The sequence below is a fragment of the Nonomuraea spiralis genome, assembly GCF_014648435.1.
In the GTDB taxonomy this organism is placed as follows: Bacteria; Actinomycetota; Actinomycetes; order Streptosporangiales; family Streptosporangiaceae; genus Nonomuraea; species Nonomuraea spiralis.
In genome coordinates, this window is the sequence record NZ_BMRC01000029.1 from 25305 (window position 1) to 39371 (window position 14067).

15 protein-coding genes are annotated in these 14067 nt (G+C 72.8%); 6 read left to right on the forward strand and 9 right to left on the reverse strand.

The window, feature by feature from the left end:
- On the forward strand, window positions 1-624 hold the full coding sequence (locus tag IEZ27_RS43260; RefSeq protein ID WP_189652562.1) for a DJ-1/PfpI family protein: 624 nt from the start codon (window positions 1-3) through the stop codon (window positions 622-624).
- A gap of 41 nt (window positions 625-665) precedes the next feature.
- On the opposite strand, the gene IEZ27_RS43265 is transcribed toward IEZ27_RS43260, so the two are convergent.
- The gene (locus tag IEZ27_RS43265; RefSeq protein ID WP_189652563.1) at window positions 666-1280 is read right to left on the reverse strand and encodes an ArsR/SmtB family transcription factor; all 615 of its coding nucleotides are present in this window, start codon (window positions 1278-1280) and stop codon (window positions 666-668) included.
- A 65-nt stretch (window positions 1281-1345) separates the two neighbouring features.
- Between IEZ27_RS43265 and IEZ27_RS43270 the strand changes: the two genes are divergently transcribed.
- Window positions 1346-2593 carry an MFS transporter gene (locus IEZ27_RS43270; RefSeq protein ID WP_189652564.1) on the forward strand — a complete coding sequence of 416 codons (1248 nt, stop codon included), beginning with the start codon at window positions 1346-1348 and terminating at the stop codon, window positions 2591-2593.
- Between the two features lie 56 nt (window positions 2594-2649).
- On the forward strand, window positions 2650-3456 hold the full coding sequence (locus IEZ27_RS43275) for a serine/threonine-protein kinase (protein WP_189652565.1): 807 nt from the start codon (window positions 2650-2652) through the stop codon (window positions 3454-3456).
- Window positions 3457-3472: 16 nt separating this feature from the next.
- Here the strand turns inward: IEZ27_RS43275 and IEZ27_RS43280 are convergent, their stop codons facing one another.
- Window positions 3473-4219: a lysophospholipid acyltransferase family protein gene (locus IEZ27_RS43280; RefSeq protein WP_189652566.1), complete on the reverse strand. Its 747-nt coding sequence runs from the start codon at window positions 4217-4219 to the stop codon at window positions 3473-3475.
- 120 nt (window positions 4220-4339) lie between these two features.
- On the opposite strand from IEZ27_RS43280, the gene dhaK reads away from it, so the two are divergent.
- Genes dhaK through dhaM form a run of 3 tightly spaced genes read left to right on the forward strand, consistent with a single transcriptional unit; the run spans window position 4340 to window position 6320 of the window.
- Complete coding sequence (gene dhaK / locus IEZ27_RS43285; RefSeq protein WP_189652567.1) at window positions 4340-5320, forward strand: dihydroxyacetone kinase subunit DhaK; 981 nt, start codon at window positions 4340-4342, stop codon at window positions 5318-5320.
- Window positions 5320-5946: a dihydroxyacetone kinase subunit DhaL gene (gene dhaL, locus IEZ27_RS43290; RefSeq protein ID WP_189652568.1), complete on the forward strand. Its 627-nt coding sequence runs from the start codon at window positions 5320-5322 to the stop codon at window positions 5944-5946. The genes dhaK and dhaL overlap by 1 nt, the downstream gene beginning before the upstream one ends.
- Window positions 5946-6320, forward strand: a complete 375-nt coding sequence (dhaM, locus tag IEZ27_RS43295; protein ID WP_189652569.1) for a dihydroxyacetone kinase phosphoryl donor subunit DhaM — start codon at window positions 5946-5948, stop codon at window positions 6318-6320. The genes dhaL and dhaM overlap by 1 nt, the downstream gene beginning before the upstream one ends.
- Window positions 6321-6384: 64 nt before the next feature.
- Here dhaM and IEZ27_RS43300 read toward each other — a convergent pair whose 3' ends face one another.
- The 7 genes from IEZ27_RS43300 to IEZ27_RS43330 form a co-directional block, all read right to left on the reverse strand.
- The gene (locus tag IEZ27_RS43300) at window positions 6385-8031 is read right to left on the reverse strand and encodes a thiamine pyrophosphate-binding protein (RefSeq protein WP_189652570.1); all 1647 of its coding nucleotides are present in this window, start codon (window positions 8029-8031) and stop codon (window positions 6385-6387) included.
- Window positions 8028-8801: a cyclase family protein gene (locus tag IEZ27_RS43305; protein WP_189652571.1), complete on the reverse strand. Its 774-nt coding sequence runs from the start codon at window positions 8799-8801 to the stop codon at window positions 8028-8030. The genes IEZ27_RS43300 and IEZ27_RS43305 overlap by 4 nt, the downstream gene beginning before the upstream one ends.
- A 63-nt stretch (window positions 8802-8864) precedes the next feature.
- Window positions 8865-9677 carry a carbohydrate ABC transporter permease gene (locus IEZ27_RS43310; protein ID WP_221761987.1) on the reverse strand — a complete coding sequence of 271 codons (813 nt, stop codon included), beginning with the start codon at window positions 9675-9677 and terminating at the stop codon, window positions 8865-8867.
- Window positions 9674-10576: a carbohydrate ABC transporter permease gene (locus tag IEZ27_RS43315; RefSeq protein ID WP_189652572.1), complete on the reverse strand. Its 903-nt coding sequence runs from the start codon at window positions 10574-10576 to the stop codon at window positions 9674-9676. Before IEZ27_RS43315 ends, IEZ27_RS43310 begins: the two co-directional genes overlap by 4 nt.
- Window positions 10573-11844 (reverse strand): ABC transporter substrate-binding protein, encoded by a 1272-nt coding sequence (locus tag IEZ27_RS43320; protein WP_189652573.1) that lies wholly within the window; start codon window positions 11842-11844, stop codon window positions 10573-10575. Before IEZ27_RS43320 ends, IEZ27_RS43315 begins: the two co-directional genes overlap by 4 nt.
- Window positions 11841-13133: an alpha-glucosidase/alpha-galactosidase gene (gene melA, locus IEZ27_RS43325; protein WP_189652574.1), complete on the reverse strand. Its 1293-nt coding sequence runs from the start codon at window positions 13131-13133 to the stop codon at window positions 11841-11843. Before melA ends, IEZ27_RS43320 begins: the two co-directional genes overlap by 4 nt.
- Window positions 13130-14044 (reverse strand): carbohydrate kinase family protein, encoded by a 915-nt coding sequence (locus IEZ27_RS43330; RefSeq protein ID WP_189652575.1) that lies wholly within the window; start codon window positions 14042-14044, stop codon window positions 13130-13132. Before IEZ27_RS43330 ends, melA begins: the two co-directional genes overlap by 4 nt.
- Window positions 14045-14067: the final 23 nt, after the last annotated feature.

Genomic DNA, 14067 nt, shown 5'->3' on the forward strand with positions numbered 1-14067 from the left:
ATGCACGTGGCCATTCCGCTCTATCCCCGCTTCACCGCGCTCGACGCGGTCGGTCCCTACACCGTGCTGGCGTTCGCGCCCGGCGTGACGGTGACGTTCGTGGCCGGGCAGGCGGGGCCGGTGCTCGACGACCGGGGCAGCCTGTCGATCGCCGCCACGGCCTCCTACGCCGACCTGCCCCGTCCCGACGTGGTCGTCGTGCCCGGCGGGCCCGGCACCCTCGAAGCCCTGTCCGACCAGGCGTTGCTGGGCTGGCTGCGCGAGGCCCACGAGCACACGCGGTGGACGACGTCGGTGTGCAGCGGCTCGTACCTGCTGGGGGCGGCCGGGGTGCTCAAGGGCCTGCGCGCGACCAGCCACTGGGCGGTGCTGGACGGCCTGGGCGACTTCGGGGCCGAGCCGGTGAGCGAGCGCGTCGTCGTCGAGGGCAAGGTCGTGACGGCAGCCGGGGTCTCGGCGGGGATCGACATGGCCCTGACCCTGCTGGCCCAGGTGAACGACGCCGAGACGGCGCAGGCGGTGCAGCTCGCGATCGAGTACGACCCGCGCCCGCCGTTCGACGCCGGCTCGCCCGCCAAGGCGCCCGAGGGCACCGCCGAGCGCGCCCTGACCCTGATCTCCTGACCCTGATCTCCTGACCGGCCGCCGGAGGCCCGGGGAGAGCCCTAGGCCGGGTCCTCCGGCCGGTCGCCGGTGGCCCCGAGCGGCAGGACGTCGAAGTGCACGACGACGTGCCCGCCACCGGCGGGCACGTCCCTGCCGTCCGACAACTTCCGGTAGTGGTCCAGCACCTCCAGCACCTGTTCGCTCAGAGCGGTCGCCTCGGCCGAGGTGAGCCGCAGGGACCGGCGGGCGAACAGGCCGGCCCGCACCCATTCCTCGGGCGCCCGCCCCAACGCCTCGCGCCAGCGGGTCAGCTCCGCGCCGCGCTGCCGGACCAGGTCGTCCATCAGGAAGTCCAGGGCGTCGGCCGCCTCCGGGTCCCTCCCCGAGTCCTCCTCCGACGGCGCGTAGCTGAAGCCGCCGGGCGTGATACGCCAGTACTTCTCCTTGCCCCGGCCCAGCTCGGGCGCGATCTCGATCATGCCGTGCCGGGCCAGCTCCCGCAGGTGGTAGCTGGTCGCGCCGGTGTTCTGCCCGAGCAGGCCGGCCAGCCCGGTGGCCGTGGACGGGCCGTGCTCGTCGAGCAGCTCGTAGATGCGCAGCCGCAGGGGGTGCGCGAACGACTTCAACGCGTTCGCGTCGAGGGCCCGCGCGGAAAAGCTCTTGCCTTCGCTCACTGTGCAAGCCTATCTTTGCAAAGGAATCTATGCACACTTTTCCTTACACACTATCGGAGTGAGTCGTGACACGTCTGGGCCGGGCCTTCGGGTTCCTGTGGTCCTCCACCGCGCTGTCGAACCTCGCCGACGGCGTCCTGAGGGTCGGCGCGCCCCTGCTGGCCGTGTCCATGACGCGCTCCCCCACGCTGGTGTCGCTGGCCGGGGCCGCCGCGACCGCGCCGTGGCTGCTGTTCGCGCTGCACGCGGGGGCGGTCGCCGACCGGGCCGACCGCCGCCGGGTCATGGCGCTGGCCAACGCGGTCCGTACGGCGGTGCTGGCGATGGGGACGCTGCTGGCCGCCACGGGCCTGCTGAACCTGTGGGTGCTGCTCGCGGTGGTGTTCGCGGCCGGTGTGAGCGAGGTCTTCGCCGACCTCTCGGCGCAGTCCGTCCTGCCCATGACCGTCTCGCGGGAGGACCTGACCCGGGCCAACGGCCGGATCGTCAGCGTCCAGACCATCGGCAACGACTTCGTCGGCGGCCCGGTGGCCGGGCTGCTCGCCGCCCTGCTGCCCGCCGCCCTCTTCGGCGCCCCCGCCCTCCTGTACGGCGCCGCCGCCCTGCTCCTGACCGGCATGCGCGGCTCGTACCGCGCCGCCCCGGCCGGGCCGCGCCGCCGGTTGCGCGCCGACATCGGCGAGGCGCTGCGCTACCTGTGGTCCCACCGGTTCCTGCGCAGTCTGGCGCTCTCGGCCGGCCTGCTGAACGTGTCCAGCGCGGCCTACTTCGCCGTCTTCGTCCTGTGGGCCGTCGGCGACGGGTCGCGCATGGGCCTGGAACCGAGCGGTTACGGCCTGATGATGACCGCGTTCGCGGCGGGTGCGGTGCTCGGCTCGCCGCTGACCGGACCGGCCACGCGGCTGCTCGGCGAGCAGGCCGTGCTGGTGGGGGCGTGGCTGACGAGCAGCCTGCTGCTGCTCGTCCCCCTGCTGGTGCCCTCGCCGTGGGCGCTGTACCCGGTCGCCGTGGTGTGGGGCCTCACGGGGGCGGCGGCCAACGTACTGGTCGTCTCGGTACGGCAGCGCGTGATCCCCGGCGAACTGCTGGGACGGGTGAACTCGGCCTACCGGCTGGTCGGCATGGGCGGCATGCCGCTGGGGGCGGCGCTCGGCGGCGTGGCGGGCGAGTTCTTCGGGCTGGCGGCCGTCCTGGCCGGGGCCGCGGGGCTGGGCCTGGTGGCGGTGGGGCTGGTGTGGCGCGCCATGCCGGGGCGAATTTCTGCGGCGCTGACCAGCACACCTACACTTTCCGACATATCCAGATCACCTTAGGCACCCAATGTCGCGTGCGGAGATGACATGATTATCCCCGAGCTTGAGGGGATGGTATGCGGGAGATCGGCGGACGGTACCTCCTGAACGAGGAGGCCGGTCGTGGGGGTATGGGAGTCGTCTGGCGGGCGTTCGATCGGCTCCTCCACCGAGAGGTGGCGTTGAAGGAGCTGACTCTGGCCGGTGAGGCCGAGATGGTGCGCCGCCGGGTGCTGCGTGAGGCCAGGATGGCCGCCGGGCTGACGCACCCCAACATCGTCACGGTCCACGACCTGATGGAAGTGGGCGGCAAGCTCTGGATCGTGATGGAGTACCTTCACGGGCTCTCACTCCACCAGCTGCTCTCCCAGGTGGGCACACTGCCCGCGCAGTCGGTGGCCGCGATCGGGCAGCACCTGCTCGCCGCGCTGCGCACCGCGCACAAGGCCGGCGTGCTCCATCGTGACGTCAAGCCCGCGAACGTGATGCTGACCGGCGACCGCGTGGTGCTGACCGACTTCGGCATCGCCACCGCCGAGGGCGACATCCGCATGACGACCTCGCGGCGGCTGCGCGGCACACCCGCGTTCATGGCCCCGGAGCGGCTGCACGGCGGGCCGGCCAGCAAGGAGGCCGACATGTGGTCCTTCGGCGCGACCCTCTACAGCGCCGTCGAGGGCCAGCCGCCCTACCCCGGCCAGGACGCGGCCACGGTGCTCGGCATGGCCCGCAGCGGCCCGTATCCGCCGCCGCGGCGGGCCGGGGTGATGCGTCCCCTGATCGAGGGGCTGCTCCACCATGACCCCGTACGCCGCTACACGCCCGAGCAGACGGCGGGCCTGCTGGCCGGCATGCGCGCCAGCGCCTACCAGGCCGCCATCTGAGCCCGGGGGCGCGGGCTCACTCCTTCGCGGCGCGGGCCTCGGCCTCGGCGGCGTCCATGGCGGCCGCCTCCTCGGGGGTGGGCGCGGTGCCTCCCAGGTGCGCGGGCTGCCACCACACGCCCGGCGGGACCTCCGGGTAGGTGCGCTGCGCCCGGTCGACCAGCTCCGACAGGCGTACGTGCAGGTCGGTGGTGTGCTGGTTGACGTCCTCGCCCCGCTTGGGGTGGAACGGCTCGCCCACCAGGATGGTGATCGGCACGTGCCGCTGGGTGAGCTGCTTGGGCCGGCCCTTGGTCCACATCCGCTGGCTGCCCCACAGGGCGACCGGGATGACCGGCACGTTGGTGGCCTGGGCCATGCGGATGGCGCCGTTCTTGATCTCCTTGACGGTGAAGGAGCGGCTGATCGTGGCCTCGGCGAAGACGCCCACCACCTCACCGGCCTTCAGCTTGCGCAGCGCGGTGGCGTACGAGCCGGCGCCGGCCCCCCGGTCGACCGGGATGTGGTGCATGCCGCGCATGAGCGGCCCGGAGACGCGGTGGTCGAAGACGTCCTGCTTGGCCATGAACCGCACCAGCCGCTTCGACGGCAGCGCGGCGAACCCGGCGAAGATGAAGTCGAGATAGCTGATGTGATTGCTCACCAGCACCGCGCCCCCGGTCCGCGGCACGTGCTCGGTGCCCTCCATGTGGAAGCGGTAGTCGAGCACGCGAAAGAGGGTCCGCGCGGCGGCGATCACCGGCGGGTACACAATCTCAGCCATGACCAGAAGGTAGCCTACTCGGACCGGTCGGACGGTCGTCAGCGGCCTCGTCCGGCCGCCGGATCGCCGGTTCTCCCCGCGGTGCTTGCTCTCGCGCGAGAACGGGCAGATGTTCTCACCATGAAGAAGCTCATCAATACCGCGGAGTCCGCCGTCGAGGACGCACTGGGCGGGATGGCCGCGGCCCACCCCGCGCTGCGGGTCCAGGACCGCGTGGTCTACCGGGCCGGCGGGCCGCGTCCCGGCAAGGTGGGGCTGGTGTCGGGCGGCGGCTCGGGCCACGAGCCCCTGCACGCCGGGTTCGTCGGGTACGGCATGCTGGACGCCGCCTGCCCCGGCGAGATCTTCACCTCGCCCGTGCCCGACCAGATCATCGAGGCCACCCGGGCCGTCGACGGCGGCGCCGGCGTGCTGCACATCGTCAAGAACTACACCGGCGACGTGCTGAACTTCGAGATGGCCGCCGAGCTGGCCGAGGACAACGACGTGGTCAGCGTGCTGGTCGACGACGACGTGGCCGTCCAGAACTCCCTCTACACGGCCGGGCGGCGCGGCACGGGCGCGACGGTGTTCGTGGAGAAGATCGCGGGCGCGCTGGCCGAGGAGGGCGCGCCGCTGACCGAGGTGGCCAGGGTGGCCGGCGAGGTGAACGAACGCAGCCGGTCCTTCGGCATCGCGCTGACCTCGTGCACGACGCCCTCGGCCGGCAAGCCGACGTTCGACCTGCCCGACACGGACGTGGAGCTGGGCATCGGCATCCACGGCGAGCCGGGCCGCACGCGGGTGCCGATGGCCTCGGCCCGCGAGCTGGCCGCCGTCGCCATGGAGGCCCTGCACAGCGACCTGGCGCTCCAGGGCGACCTGCTGGTCATGGTGAACGGCATGGGCGGCACCCCGCTCATGGAGCTGTACGTGTTGTTCGCGGAGGTGGCGGCGTTCGTGAAGGGCAAGGACGCCCGGGTGGCCCGCTCGCTCGTGGGCAACTACGTGACGAGCCTGGACATGCAGGGCTTCTCGGTCACCGTGTGCCGGCTCGACGACACACTCACCCGGTTGTGGGACGCGCCGGTCGAGACACCGGCGCTGCGCTGGGGCCGGTGATGGACACCGGCCTCTTCGTGGCCTGGCTCGACGAGGCGGCCAGGCTGGTACGCCGCGACCGCGAGCGGCTGACCGAGCTCGACGCGGCCATCGGCGACGCCGACCACGGCGCGAACCTCGACCGCGGCTTCACCGAGGTCGCCAAGGCCCTGGCCGACCGGCCGCCGGGCTCGCCCGCGCAGGTGCTGACCGAGGCGGGCACGACCCTCATCCGCCGCGTCGGCGGCGCCTCCGGCCCGCTGTACGGCTCGATGTTCCGCCAGATGGGCCGGACGCTGGAGTCCCCGGTGACGTTGTTCCACTTCGAGGCGGCGTTCGAGGCCGGGGTGGTCGCGCTGGAGCGGCTGGGCAAGGCGGCGGTGGGCGACAAGACCATGGTGGACGCGCTGGTCCCCGCCTCGCGGGCGCTGGCCCTGGCCGTACGGGACGGCATCGGAGCCCTGGAGGCGTTCGAACGGGCCGCGGCGGCGGCGGCCGAGGGCGCGCGGGACACGATCCCGCTCCAGGCCCGCAAGGGCCGGGCCAGCTACCTGGGCGAACGCAGCATGGGACACGAGGACCCGGGCGCGGCCTCGACCGCCCTGATCATGGAAGCCCTGGCGACGGCGGCCCGGGCGGAGGGCTGATGGTCGGGGTGGTGCTGGTCTCGCACAGTGCCGGGCTGGCGGCCGAGACGGCGGCGCTGGCGCGCGGGATCGCCGGCGAGCCCGTGCCGGTGGCGGCGGCCGGCGGCACCGCGGACGGCGGCCTCGGCACCAGTTTCGATCTCGTGGAGCAGGCGATCCGGTCCGTGGACCGGGGCGACGGCGTGCTGATCATCCCCGATCTGGGCAGCTCGGTGCTGACCGCCCGGCTGCTGGAGGAGGCGGGGCGGGTGATGATCGCGGACGTGCCGTTCGTGGAGGGGGCGGTGGCGGCGTGCGTGGCGGCGTGCGTGGGCGGGTCGCTGGCGGAGGTGCTGGCCGCCGCCGAGGAGGCCCGCACCTACCGCAAGCTCTGACCGCACCACCCTGCACCCCGCGCCCACGGTCCGCGCAGGCCGGTCTGCCCCCGTGCCCGGCCGTTCAGTGGCCCTTGAACGCCTCCTCCAGCCACCAGGAGCCGCGTTCGCCGGTGATCTTGGCGTGCACCAGCAGCGGGCGGTCCCGGGGCCCCTTGAGCCATTCGGCCACACCGGCGAGGTCGGCGCGGTCCGTGACGGTCACGGCGGCGAACCCGTGGCCCCTGGCGATCGCGGCCAGGTCGGCGGGCGGGAACCGGACGGTGTCGAGCGGGAACCCGTGCGGCCCGAAGTGGTGCACCTCCGCGCCGTACGCCTCGTCGTCGTAGACCACGACCACCATGGGCAGGCCCAGCCGGACGACGGTCTCCAGCTCGGCCAGACCCATGAACGCGCCGCCGTCGCCCAGGGCGGCCACGGGCAGCCGGTCGGGCCGGGCCAGCGCGGCGCCGATCGCGGTCGCCAGGCCGAGCCCGATCGACTGGAACGCCTGGGTGAAGCAGAACCCGCCCTCGTCCGGCACGTCGAGGAACATCGAGGGATATCCCATGAAGTTGCCGGAATCGACGGACACGACACGCTCGATTGGGAGCAGGTCGTCCAGGTCGATGGTGAGCGTCCTCGGGTCGATCCGGCCGGCGCCGCTCTCGTCCCGGTACGGCACCGCCCGCCAGCGTCCCTCGGCCCGGACGCGCGCGGCCAGCTCGGCCGACCGGTAGCCCGGCGTGCCGTCGTCCGGCCCGGTCAGGGCCGCCGCCACGGCGCGGACGTCGCCGATCACCCCCAGGTCGACCGGCACGTAGGCGCCGACGGCCGCCGGGTCGAGGTCGACCTGGGCCACCTTCGCCCCCGGCGGGACCAGCGAGCCGTGGCGGGTCGTCCACATGTTCAACGCGCAGCCCCAGCCGACGACCAGGTCCGCGCCGCGGATCAGCTCGGCGGCCAGCGGGGTGGCGAAGCCGCCGCTCACGTCGAGGTCCCACGGGCTGCCGCGGAACAGGCCCTTGGCGACGGCCGAGGTGGCCAGCAGGGCGCCGGTGCGGTCGGCCAGCGCCTCCAGCTCGCGCCGGGCGTGCCGGGCGCCGCGCCCCGCGATGAACACCGGCCGCCGCGCGGCGGCCAGCAGCCGTCCCAGCTCCGCCGTCCCGCCGACCACCCCGGACGGACCGCCGGACCGCTCGGCGTCGCCGACGGCGGAGACGGGGACGGGGGCGTTCGACGGCATGGACTGCACGTCGAGGGGGAGGTTGAGCAGGACCGTACGGCGATCCCGCGCGGCCACCCGGAACGCTTCGAGGGCCCGCTCCCCCGCCCGCCCGGCGTCAGTGACGCGCATGGGCACCGCGCCCACCGCCGTGGCCAGGGCCTCCTGGTCGATGTGGAAGTTGGAGCGCGTGTCGGTCGCCTCGCCGGCCAGCACGACCATCGGCGTACGGCTCTTGGCCGCCTCGGTGAGGCCGGTCATCGCGTTGGTGAGCCCCGGCCCCTGGTGCACCGTGACGACGCCGACCTCGCCGCTCATCCGGGCGTAGGCGTCGGCCATGGTCGCCGCCCCGCCCTCGTGCCGGGCCGCGACGAAGCGTACGCCGTGCTCGACCAGCGCGTTCGTGACGTGGAAGTTGCCGCTGCCGACCACCCCGAACGCCGTACGGACGCCTTGGGCGGCCAGCACCCGGCCGACCGCCGCCGCGGCCGTCTCCGTAACGGTCAACGCTCCACCAGGGCCAGGACCCGGACGGGGCTGCCGGAGCCGCCCACGATGGGCAGCGGCGGCGCGACCACGACGGCGCCGGTCACGGGCAGGCGGTCGAGGTTGCGGAGCTGGGTCAGGCCGTACTTGCCGGCGCCGAGCAGGAAGGAGTGGCACGGGAAGGGCGGGTCGAAGGAGTGGGCGGCGCCGGCGTCGGTGCCGACGGTCTCCACGCCGATCCCGAGGATCGGGGTCTCGGCGGCCAGCCAGGAGGCGCACTCGGCCGAGATGCCGGGCGTGTGCGGGCCGGTCTCGTCGGCGTTCAGGAACGCGGCCTGGTCGGCCGAGCGGGCGTCCCAGCCCGTACGGTAGAGCAGCCAGCCGCCCTCGGGCAGCGGGCCGTTGGCGCGTTCCCACTCCTTGACGTGGTCGATCTGGAGGAGGAAGTCGGGGTCCTTGGACGCCTCGGCGGCCAGGTCGAGCACGACCGCGGGGGCGATCAGGCTGCGTACGGGCACCTGGGAGACGTCCTGGCCGTCGCGGGCGGTGACCCAGTGGACGGGGGCGTCGAAGTGGGTGCCGGTGTGCTCGCCGGTGTGGATGTCGTTCCAGTACCAGGCCGGGCCGCGGTCGTCGTAGCGGCTGATCTCCTCCAGCCGGAACGGGATGGTGTTGCCGAACGGCTCGGGCAACTGGAGGACCGGCGTCTCCGGCGCGAGGGGCGCGGTGAGGTCGATCACCTCGATCGCGCCGCTGCGCACACTGTCCACGAAGCTCTGCAACACCGACATGTCATCCTCCTTGGTGGGGCTGAGCGCATCCTCCTCCTGTCGAGCTCACCTGTGCAAACATCATCATCCCTTCAGCCCGCTGAAGCTCATGGTGGCCACGAAGTGCCGCTGCGCCAGCACGAACGCGGCCACCAGTGGCAGCACGGCGACCACGTTCCCGGCCATGAGCGCCGACCACTCGGTGTGCCGGGCACCGGCGAACGTGGCCAGGCCCATCTGGAGGGTGTAGACGTCCTCGGAGGAGATCGCGATCAGCGGCCAGAGCAGGTCGTTCCAGGCGCCGAGCAGCGTGAACACCACCAGCGTGGCCAGCGCGGGACGGGCCAGCGGCAGCACGACGCGGAAGAACACCCCGAGGCGGGAGCAGCCGTCGATGACGGCGGCCTCCTCCAGCTCGCGCGGCAGCGACAGGAAGAACTGCCGCATGAGGAACACGCCGAACGCCGAGGCCAGCCACGGCACGACCGCCGCGCCCAGGGTGTCGATCAGCCCGAGGTTCCGGAACAGCAGGAACGTCGGGATCATGAGCACCTGGGCGGGGATCATGATGGTGGCCATGAGCGCCCCGAACGCCAGGGCACGGCCGCGGAAGGGGATGCGGGCGAAGCCGTACCCGGCCAGGGAGCACAGCACCACGTGCCCGGCCACGGCGCCGAAGGCGACCAGGACGGTGTTGGCCAGCCAGCGCGGGTAGTCGTCCTCGGTGAAGATGCGGGTGAAGCCGCCCAGGGTGAAGTGCTCGGGCCACAGCTTGGGCGGGTAGCTGTTGATGTCGGCGTCCGGCATGAACGCGGTCAGTGTCATCCAGACCAGCGGCGCGGCGAACAGCAGCGCGAGCGGCATCAGGAACAGGTGCGCGAGGTGAGGCCGTCTCACTTCGTCCCCCTCCACAGGGTCAGGCCGGACACGGCGAGCGTGACGGCGAACAGGACGTAGGCGATGGCCGCGCCGTACCCGGAATGGAAGAGCTGGAAGGCCTGGCGGTAGAGGTAGAAGACGATGACGGTGGTGGAGTCGAGCGGCTGGCCCTTGGTGGTGGTGTAGACGAGGTCGAACAGTTGCAGCGCGGTGATGGTCTGCCAGATCAGCAGGAACACCGTGGCGGGCCGCAGTTGCGGGAGCACGACGTGCCGCAGCACGTGGCGCTGGGCGCCGCCGTCCACGCGGGCGGCCTCGGTCAGCTCGCGCGGGATGTCCTGAAGCGCGGCGAGGTAGACGACGGCGGGCATGCCGACCCCGCCCCACAATGAGATCAGTACGAGGGTGAGCATCGCCTGGTCGAGATCCTGGAGGAAGCCCATCGCGGGCAGGCCGAGCGCCTTGAGCCCGGCGTTGACGATGCCGAAGTCGGGGTCGAAGACGAAGTTGGCCAGGATGCCGGTGGCCGCGGCCGAGACCACGTACGGGACGAAGAAGCAGGTGCGGTAGAAGCCGATGAGCCGGATCTTCAGGTTGAGCGCCAGCGCCAGGCCCAGCCCGAGGACCACCGAGCCCGGCACGAACAACACGGTGTAGACCAGCGTGTGCCCGGCGGCGGCGCGCAGGTCGGCGTCGCCCAGCAGGTCGCGGTAGTTCTGCAGGCCGACGTAGTCGCCGCCGGTGAGCAGGTCGCCGTCGCGCAGCGACAGCAGCAGCGCCCACGCCGCCGGGAACAGGCTCAGCCCCACGATCACGACCGTGGCGGGCAGCACGAACCCCCACCCGGTCAGCTCGGGCAGCAGGCGCCGCCGCCCCGCCCGCCGCGCGCCGCGCCCGGCCAGGGCCGCCGCGGTCATCGTGCGCGCTCCAGCACCCGGTCGGCCTCGGCCGCCGCCTCGGTCAGGGCCTGCGGTACGGGTGTCCCGCCCACCAGCGCCCGGCTGATGGCGTCGCCGACCTTCTCGGAGAACTCCGGGTACACCGGGACAGCCGGCCTGGCCTGCTTGGCGTTGTCCAGGTTGGCGGTGAAGACGTCCATGTCGGGGAAGTCCTTGACGAAGGTGTCGTAGGCGGGCAGCGCGGTGGTGGCCTTGCGGATCGGCAGGTTGCCCAGGCCGAGGGTCCACCGGGCGTCCTGCTCGGGACGGGTGAGCCAGGTGAGGAAGTCGGCGGCGGCCTTGGCGCGGCGGGAGCCGTTGTCGAAGACGACCCAGTTGTCCGGCCCGGCGATGGTCTCGTGGTTGCTGTCGTAGCCGGGCAGCACCTGGACGCCGTAGTCGACCTTGTGGTCGATGACGTCGAGCAGCGCGAACGGCCCCGAGACGATCATGCCGATCTTGCCGCTCTGGAACAGCGGCAGGAACTTCTCACCATTTTGATCGAGATATACGGACTTGTCCTGGCGGGCCATCGCACTCCACAGATCGAGCGCCTTGGCCGCCTGCGGCGTGTCGAACGCCGACTTCCTGCCGTCCGGAGTCAGGATCGCGCCGCCCTGCTGCCAGATCATGGGCCAGAACCGCCACACGGTGTCCTCGCCCCCGGTGACCGGGTACGCGGTGCCGTACACGCCGTCCTTCGTCAGCCTGCGGGCCGCGTCGCGGAAGTCGTCCCAGGTCCAGTCCTTGCCGGGGTAGGGCACTCCGGCCGCGTCGAACAGCTTCTTGTTGTAGATGACGGCCAGGTTGTCCACCACGGCCGGGATGCCGACGACCTTGCCGTCCACCTCCGACACGGCCCGCTCGGAGGGCCAGAAGTCGTCCCAGCCGAAGCCGGGGGCCTTCACGGTGGCGGTCAGGTCGTACACCTTGGGGTTCTTGGCCAGGTGCGGCATCCAGGTGCCGTACATGTAGGCGATGTCGGGCGCCTTGCCCCCGGCCAGCACGGCCTGCACCTTCTGCAGCATGTCGTCGACGTTCGTGGTGCCGACCGCGGGCACGATCCGTACGCCGGGGTGGGCCTTGTTGTAGTCGGCGGCCAGTTGCTCGATGGTCTTGGCCTGCGTCTCGACCTGGCCGTGCCACCAGGTGATCTCGACCGGGCCGTCCCCCTGCCCGCCGGGGTCCGAGCCGCAGCCGGTGAGCAGCCCCGCGGCCAGAGCCGCCACCAGGACCGCCCGCCTCACGACCGGCTCCTCAGCGACTCGGGCAGCAGGTCTCCGTGCGCCTTCAGCAGCGCCCCGCACAACTCGTCGATCTGGTCGACGGTCAGCGTGGCGGCCGTGTTCGGGTCGGCCATCATGGCGTGCCGTACGTGCTCGGGGCGGCCCTCGACCGCGGCGCGCACGGTCAGCTCGTTGACGTTGACGTAGGCCCGGTTGAGTGCGGCGCACTGGGCGGGCAGGTCGCCGACGGCGACCGGCCGCACGCCGAGGGCGTCGGCGACGACGGGCACCTCGACCACGCACCCGGCGGGCAGGTTCCCGATCAGGCCGTGGTTGGGCACGTTGCCGTAGACGGTGCGGCCGGTGCCGGTCGTGATGCTGTGGATGATCTGCGGGGCGTATTCCATGGTCCCCTCCGCGGTGATCGGCCGGCCCGCCCTGAGCGCGTCGCGGGTGGCCTCGTAGGTGCGTACGTTCTCCTCGCTGATGCCGACGTAGGCGCCCACGGGGATGCGCAGCCGCTCGATCTCGGCGTCGTCGTGCAGGTACCAGGGCACGTACTCGGCCGAGTGCTCGCTGGTCTCGGTCGGGTAGTGGCCGAGCCTGCGGTACATGTCCACGCGCACCCGGCGCAACATGCCGGGGTCGGCCGCGATGACCTCGTCCAGGCGCGGGTACAGGCTCCGGCCGCCGGACTCGAAGCGCAGCAGCCACGACTGGTGGTTCACCCCCGCCGCCAGGTACGTCACCTCCTCGTACGGCACCCCCACCAGCTCGGCCAGGTCGTGGGCGGTCCAGTAGATCGAGTGGCACAGGCCGACGACGTTGCGCACCGGGGTGGCCGCCGACAGGTACCAGACGTTCATGGCCATCGGGTTGGTGTAGTTGAGCAGCCAGGCGTCCGGGCAGACCTCGGCCATGGCTTGGGCGATGCGGTCGAGCGCGGGGAAGGTGCGCAGGGCGCGGAAGATGCCGCCCACGCCGATGGTGTCGGCGATCGTCTGGCGCAGTCCGTAGCGGGCGGGCAGCTCGAAGTCGACGCGGGTGGCGTCGATCATGCCGACCTGGATCATGTTGATCGCGAAGTCGGCGTCCTCCAGCGAGCGCCGCAGGTCCAGGTGGGCGGAGACGGTGATGTCCGGGCGGTCGCCGACGATGGCGCGGGCGGCGGCCTCGGCGGTCTCCAGGCGTTCGGGGTGGATGTCGTGCAGGGCCACCTCGAAGGGGCCGAGGTCGGTGAAGCCGACCAGGTCGGCCAGCAGGCCCTGGGTGAACTCGACGCTTCCCGCGCCGAGGAAGGTGATCTTCATAGTTCCTTCCAGGTGGGTTGGGCGGCGGTGCCGCCGGCCGCGCGGGTGGACAGCGAACCGCAGGTCACGGCCACGTCCAGGCATTCGCGCAGGCTCATCCCGCGCAGCCTGGCGGCCAGGAAGCCGGCGTTGAAGCTGTCGCCCGCGCCGACGGTGTCCACGGGCTCGACGGGGACGGCCGGGGCCCGCGTCACCAGGCCGGACTCCCAGGCCAGCGCGCCGTTCGCGCCGTCCTTGACGACGACGGCCGGGCCGAGGGCGCCCAGCCGCGCGGCGGCGGCCTCCAGGCGCTCCCCGCGGACGCCGGACAGGCGGGCCGCGACCGCCCTGGCCTCGTCGGCGTTGGGCAGGAACACGTCGGTCTCGGCGAGCACGGCGGCGAGGCCGTCCCAGCGGCCGTCCGGGTCGTCGTTGGTGTCCAGCGACGTCGTCACGCCCGCCGCGCGCAGCTCCCCCAGCAGCGCGGGCAGCCCGGCGGCCAGACCCGGCTGCAGGAAGTACGACGACACGTGCACATGCCGGGCCAGCCCGCGCGGCACGTCGGCGGCGGTCAGGTACGGCAGGCAGCCCGGCGAGGTGAGGATGGCCCGGTCCGTGCCGTCGGCGAGCACCACGGTCATGGCCGTGGGCCGGGGGTCGGTCACGCAGTGGGAGACGTCGACGCCGCGCCCGGCCAGCTCGCCGAGCACGAAACGCCCCGCCGCGTCGGCGCCCACGCGGCCGGCGAAGGCGGTGCGCAGGCCGAGCCGGGCCGCGCCGCAGGCGGTGATCGCGGCGGAGCCGCCGAGGACCAGGTCGCCGCCCGCGACGAGCCGTTCGCGCTGGCCGTACTCCAGCTCGCGCGGCGCGCCGGCCAGCACCACGTCGGGATTGGCGTCGCCGACGACCAGGAGGTCGAACTCAGCGGCCACGGCGGGACGTCCGGCTGGGGGCG

Bases quoted from the DNA above. Each gene is read 5' to 3' on its own strand.
- dhaL (WP_189652568.1), top strand. From the start codon at position 5,320: ATGGACACCGGCCTCTTCGTGGCCTGGCTCGACGAGGCGGCCAGGCTG.
- dhaM (WP_189652569.1), top strand. From the start codon at position 5,946: ATGGTCGGGGTGGTGCTGGTCTCGCACAGTGCCGGGCTGGCGGCCGAG.
- IEZ27_RS43305 (WP_189652571.1), bottom strand. From the start codon at position 8,801: ATGTCGGTGTTGCAGAGCTTCGTGGACAGTGTGCGCAGCGGCGCGATC.
- dhaK (WP_189652567.1), top strand. From the start codon at position 4,340: ATGAAGAAGCTCATCAATACCGCGGAGTCCGCCGTCGAGGACGCACTG.
- melA (WP_189652574.1), bottom strand. From the start codon at position 13,133: ATGAAGATCACCTTCCTCGGCGCGGGAAGCGTCGAGTTCACCCAGGGC.
- IEZ27_RS43280 (WP_189652566.1), bottom strand. From the start codon at position 4,219: ATGGCTGAGATTGTGTACCCGCCGGTGATCGCCGCCGCGCGGACCCTC.
- IEZ27_RS43275 (WP_189652565.1), top strand. From the start codon at position 2,650: ATGCGGGAGATCGGCGGACGGTACCTCCTGAACGAGGAGGCCGGTCGT.
- IEZ27_RS43315 (WP_189652572.1), bottom strand. From the start codon at position 10,576: ATGACCGCGGCGGCCCTGGCCGGGCGCGGCGCGCGGCGGGCGGGGCGG.
- IEZ27_RS43260 (WP_189652562.1), top strand. From the start codon at position 1: ATGCACGTGGCCATTCCGCTCTATCCCCGCTTCACCGCGCTCGACGCG.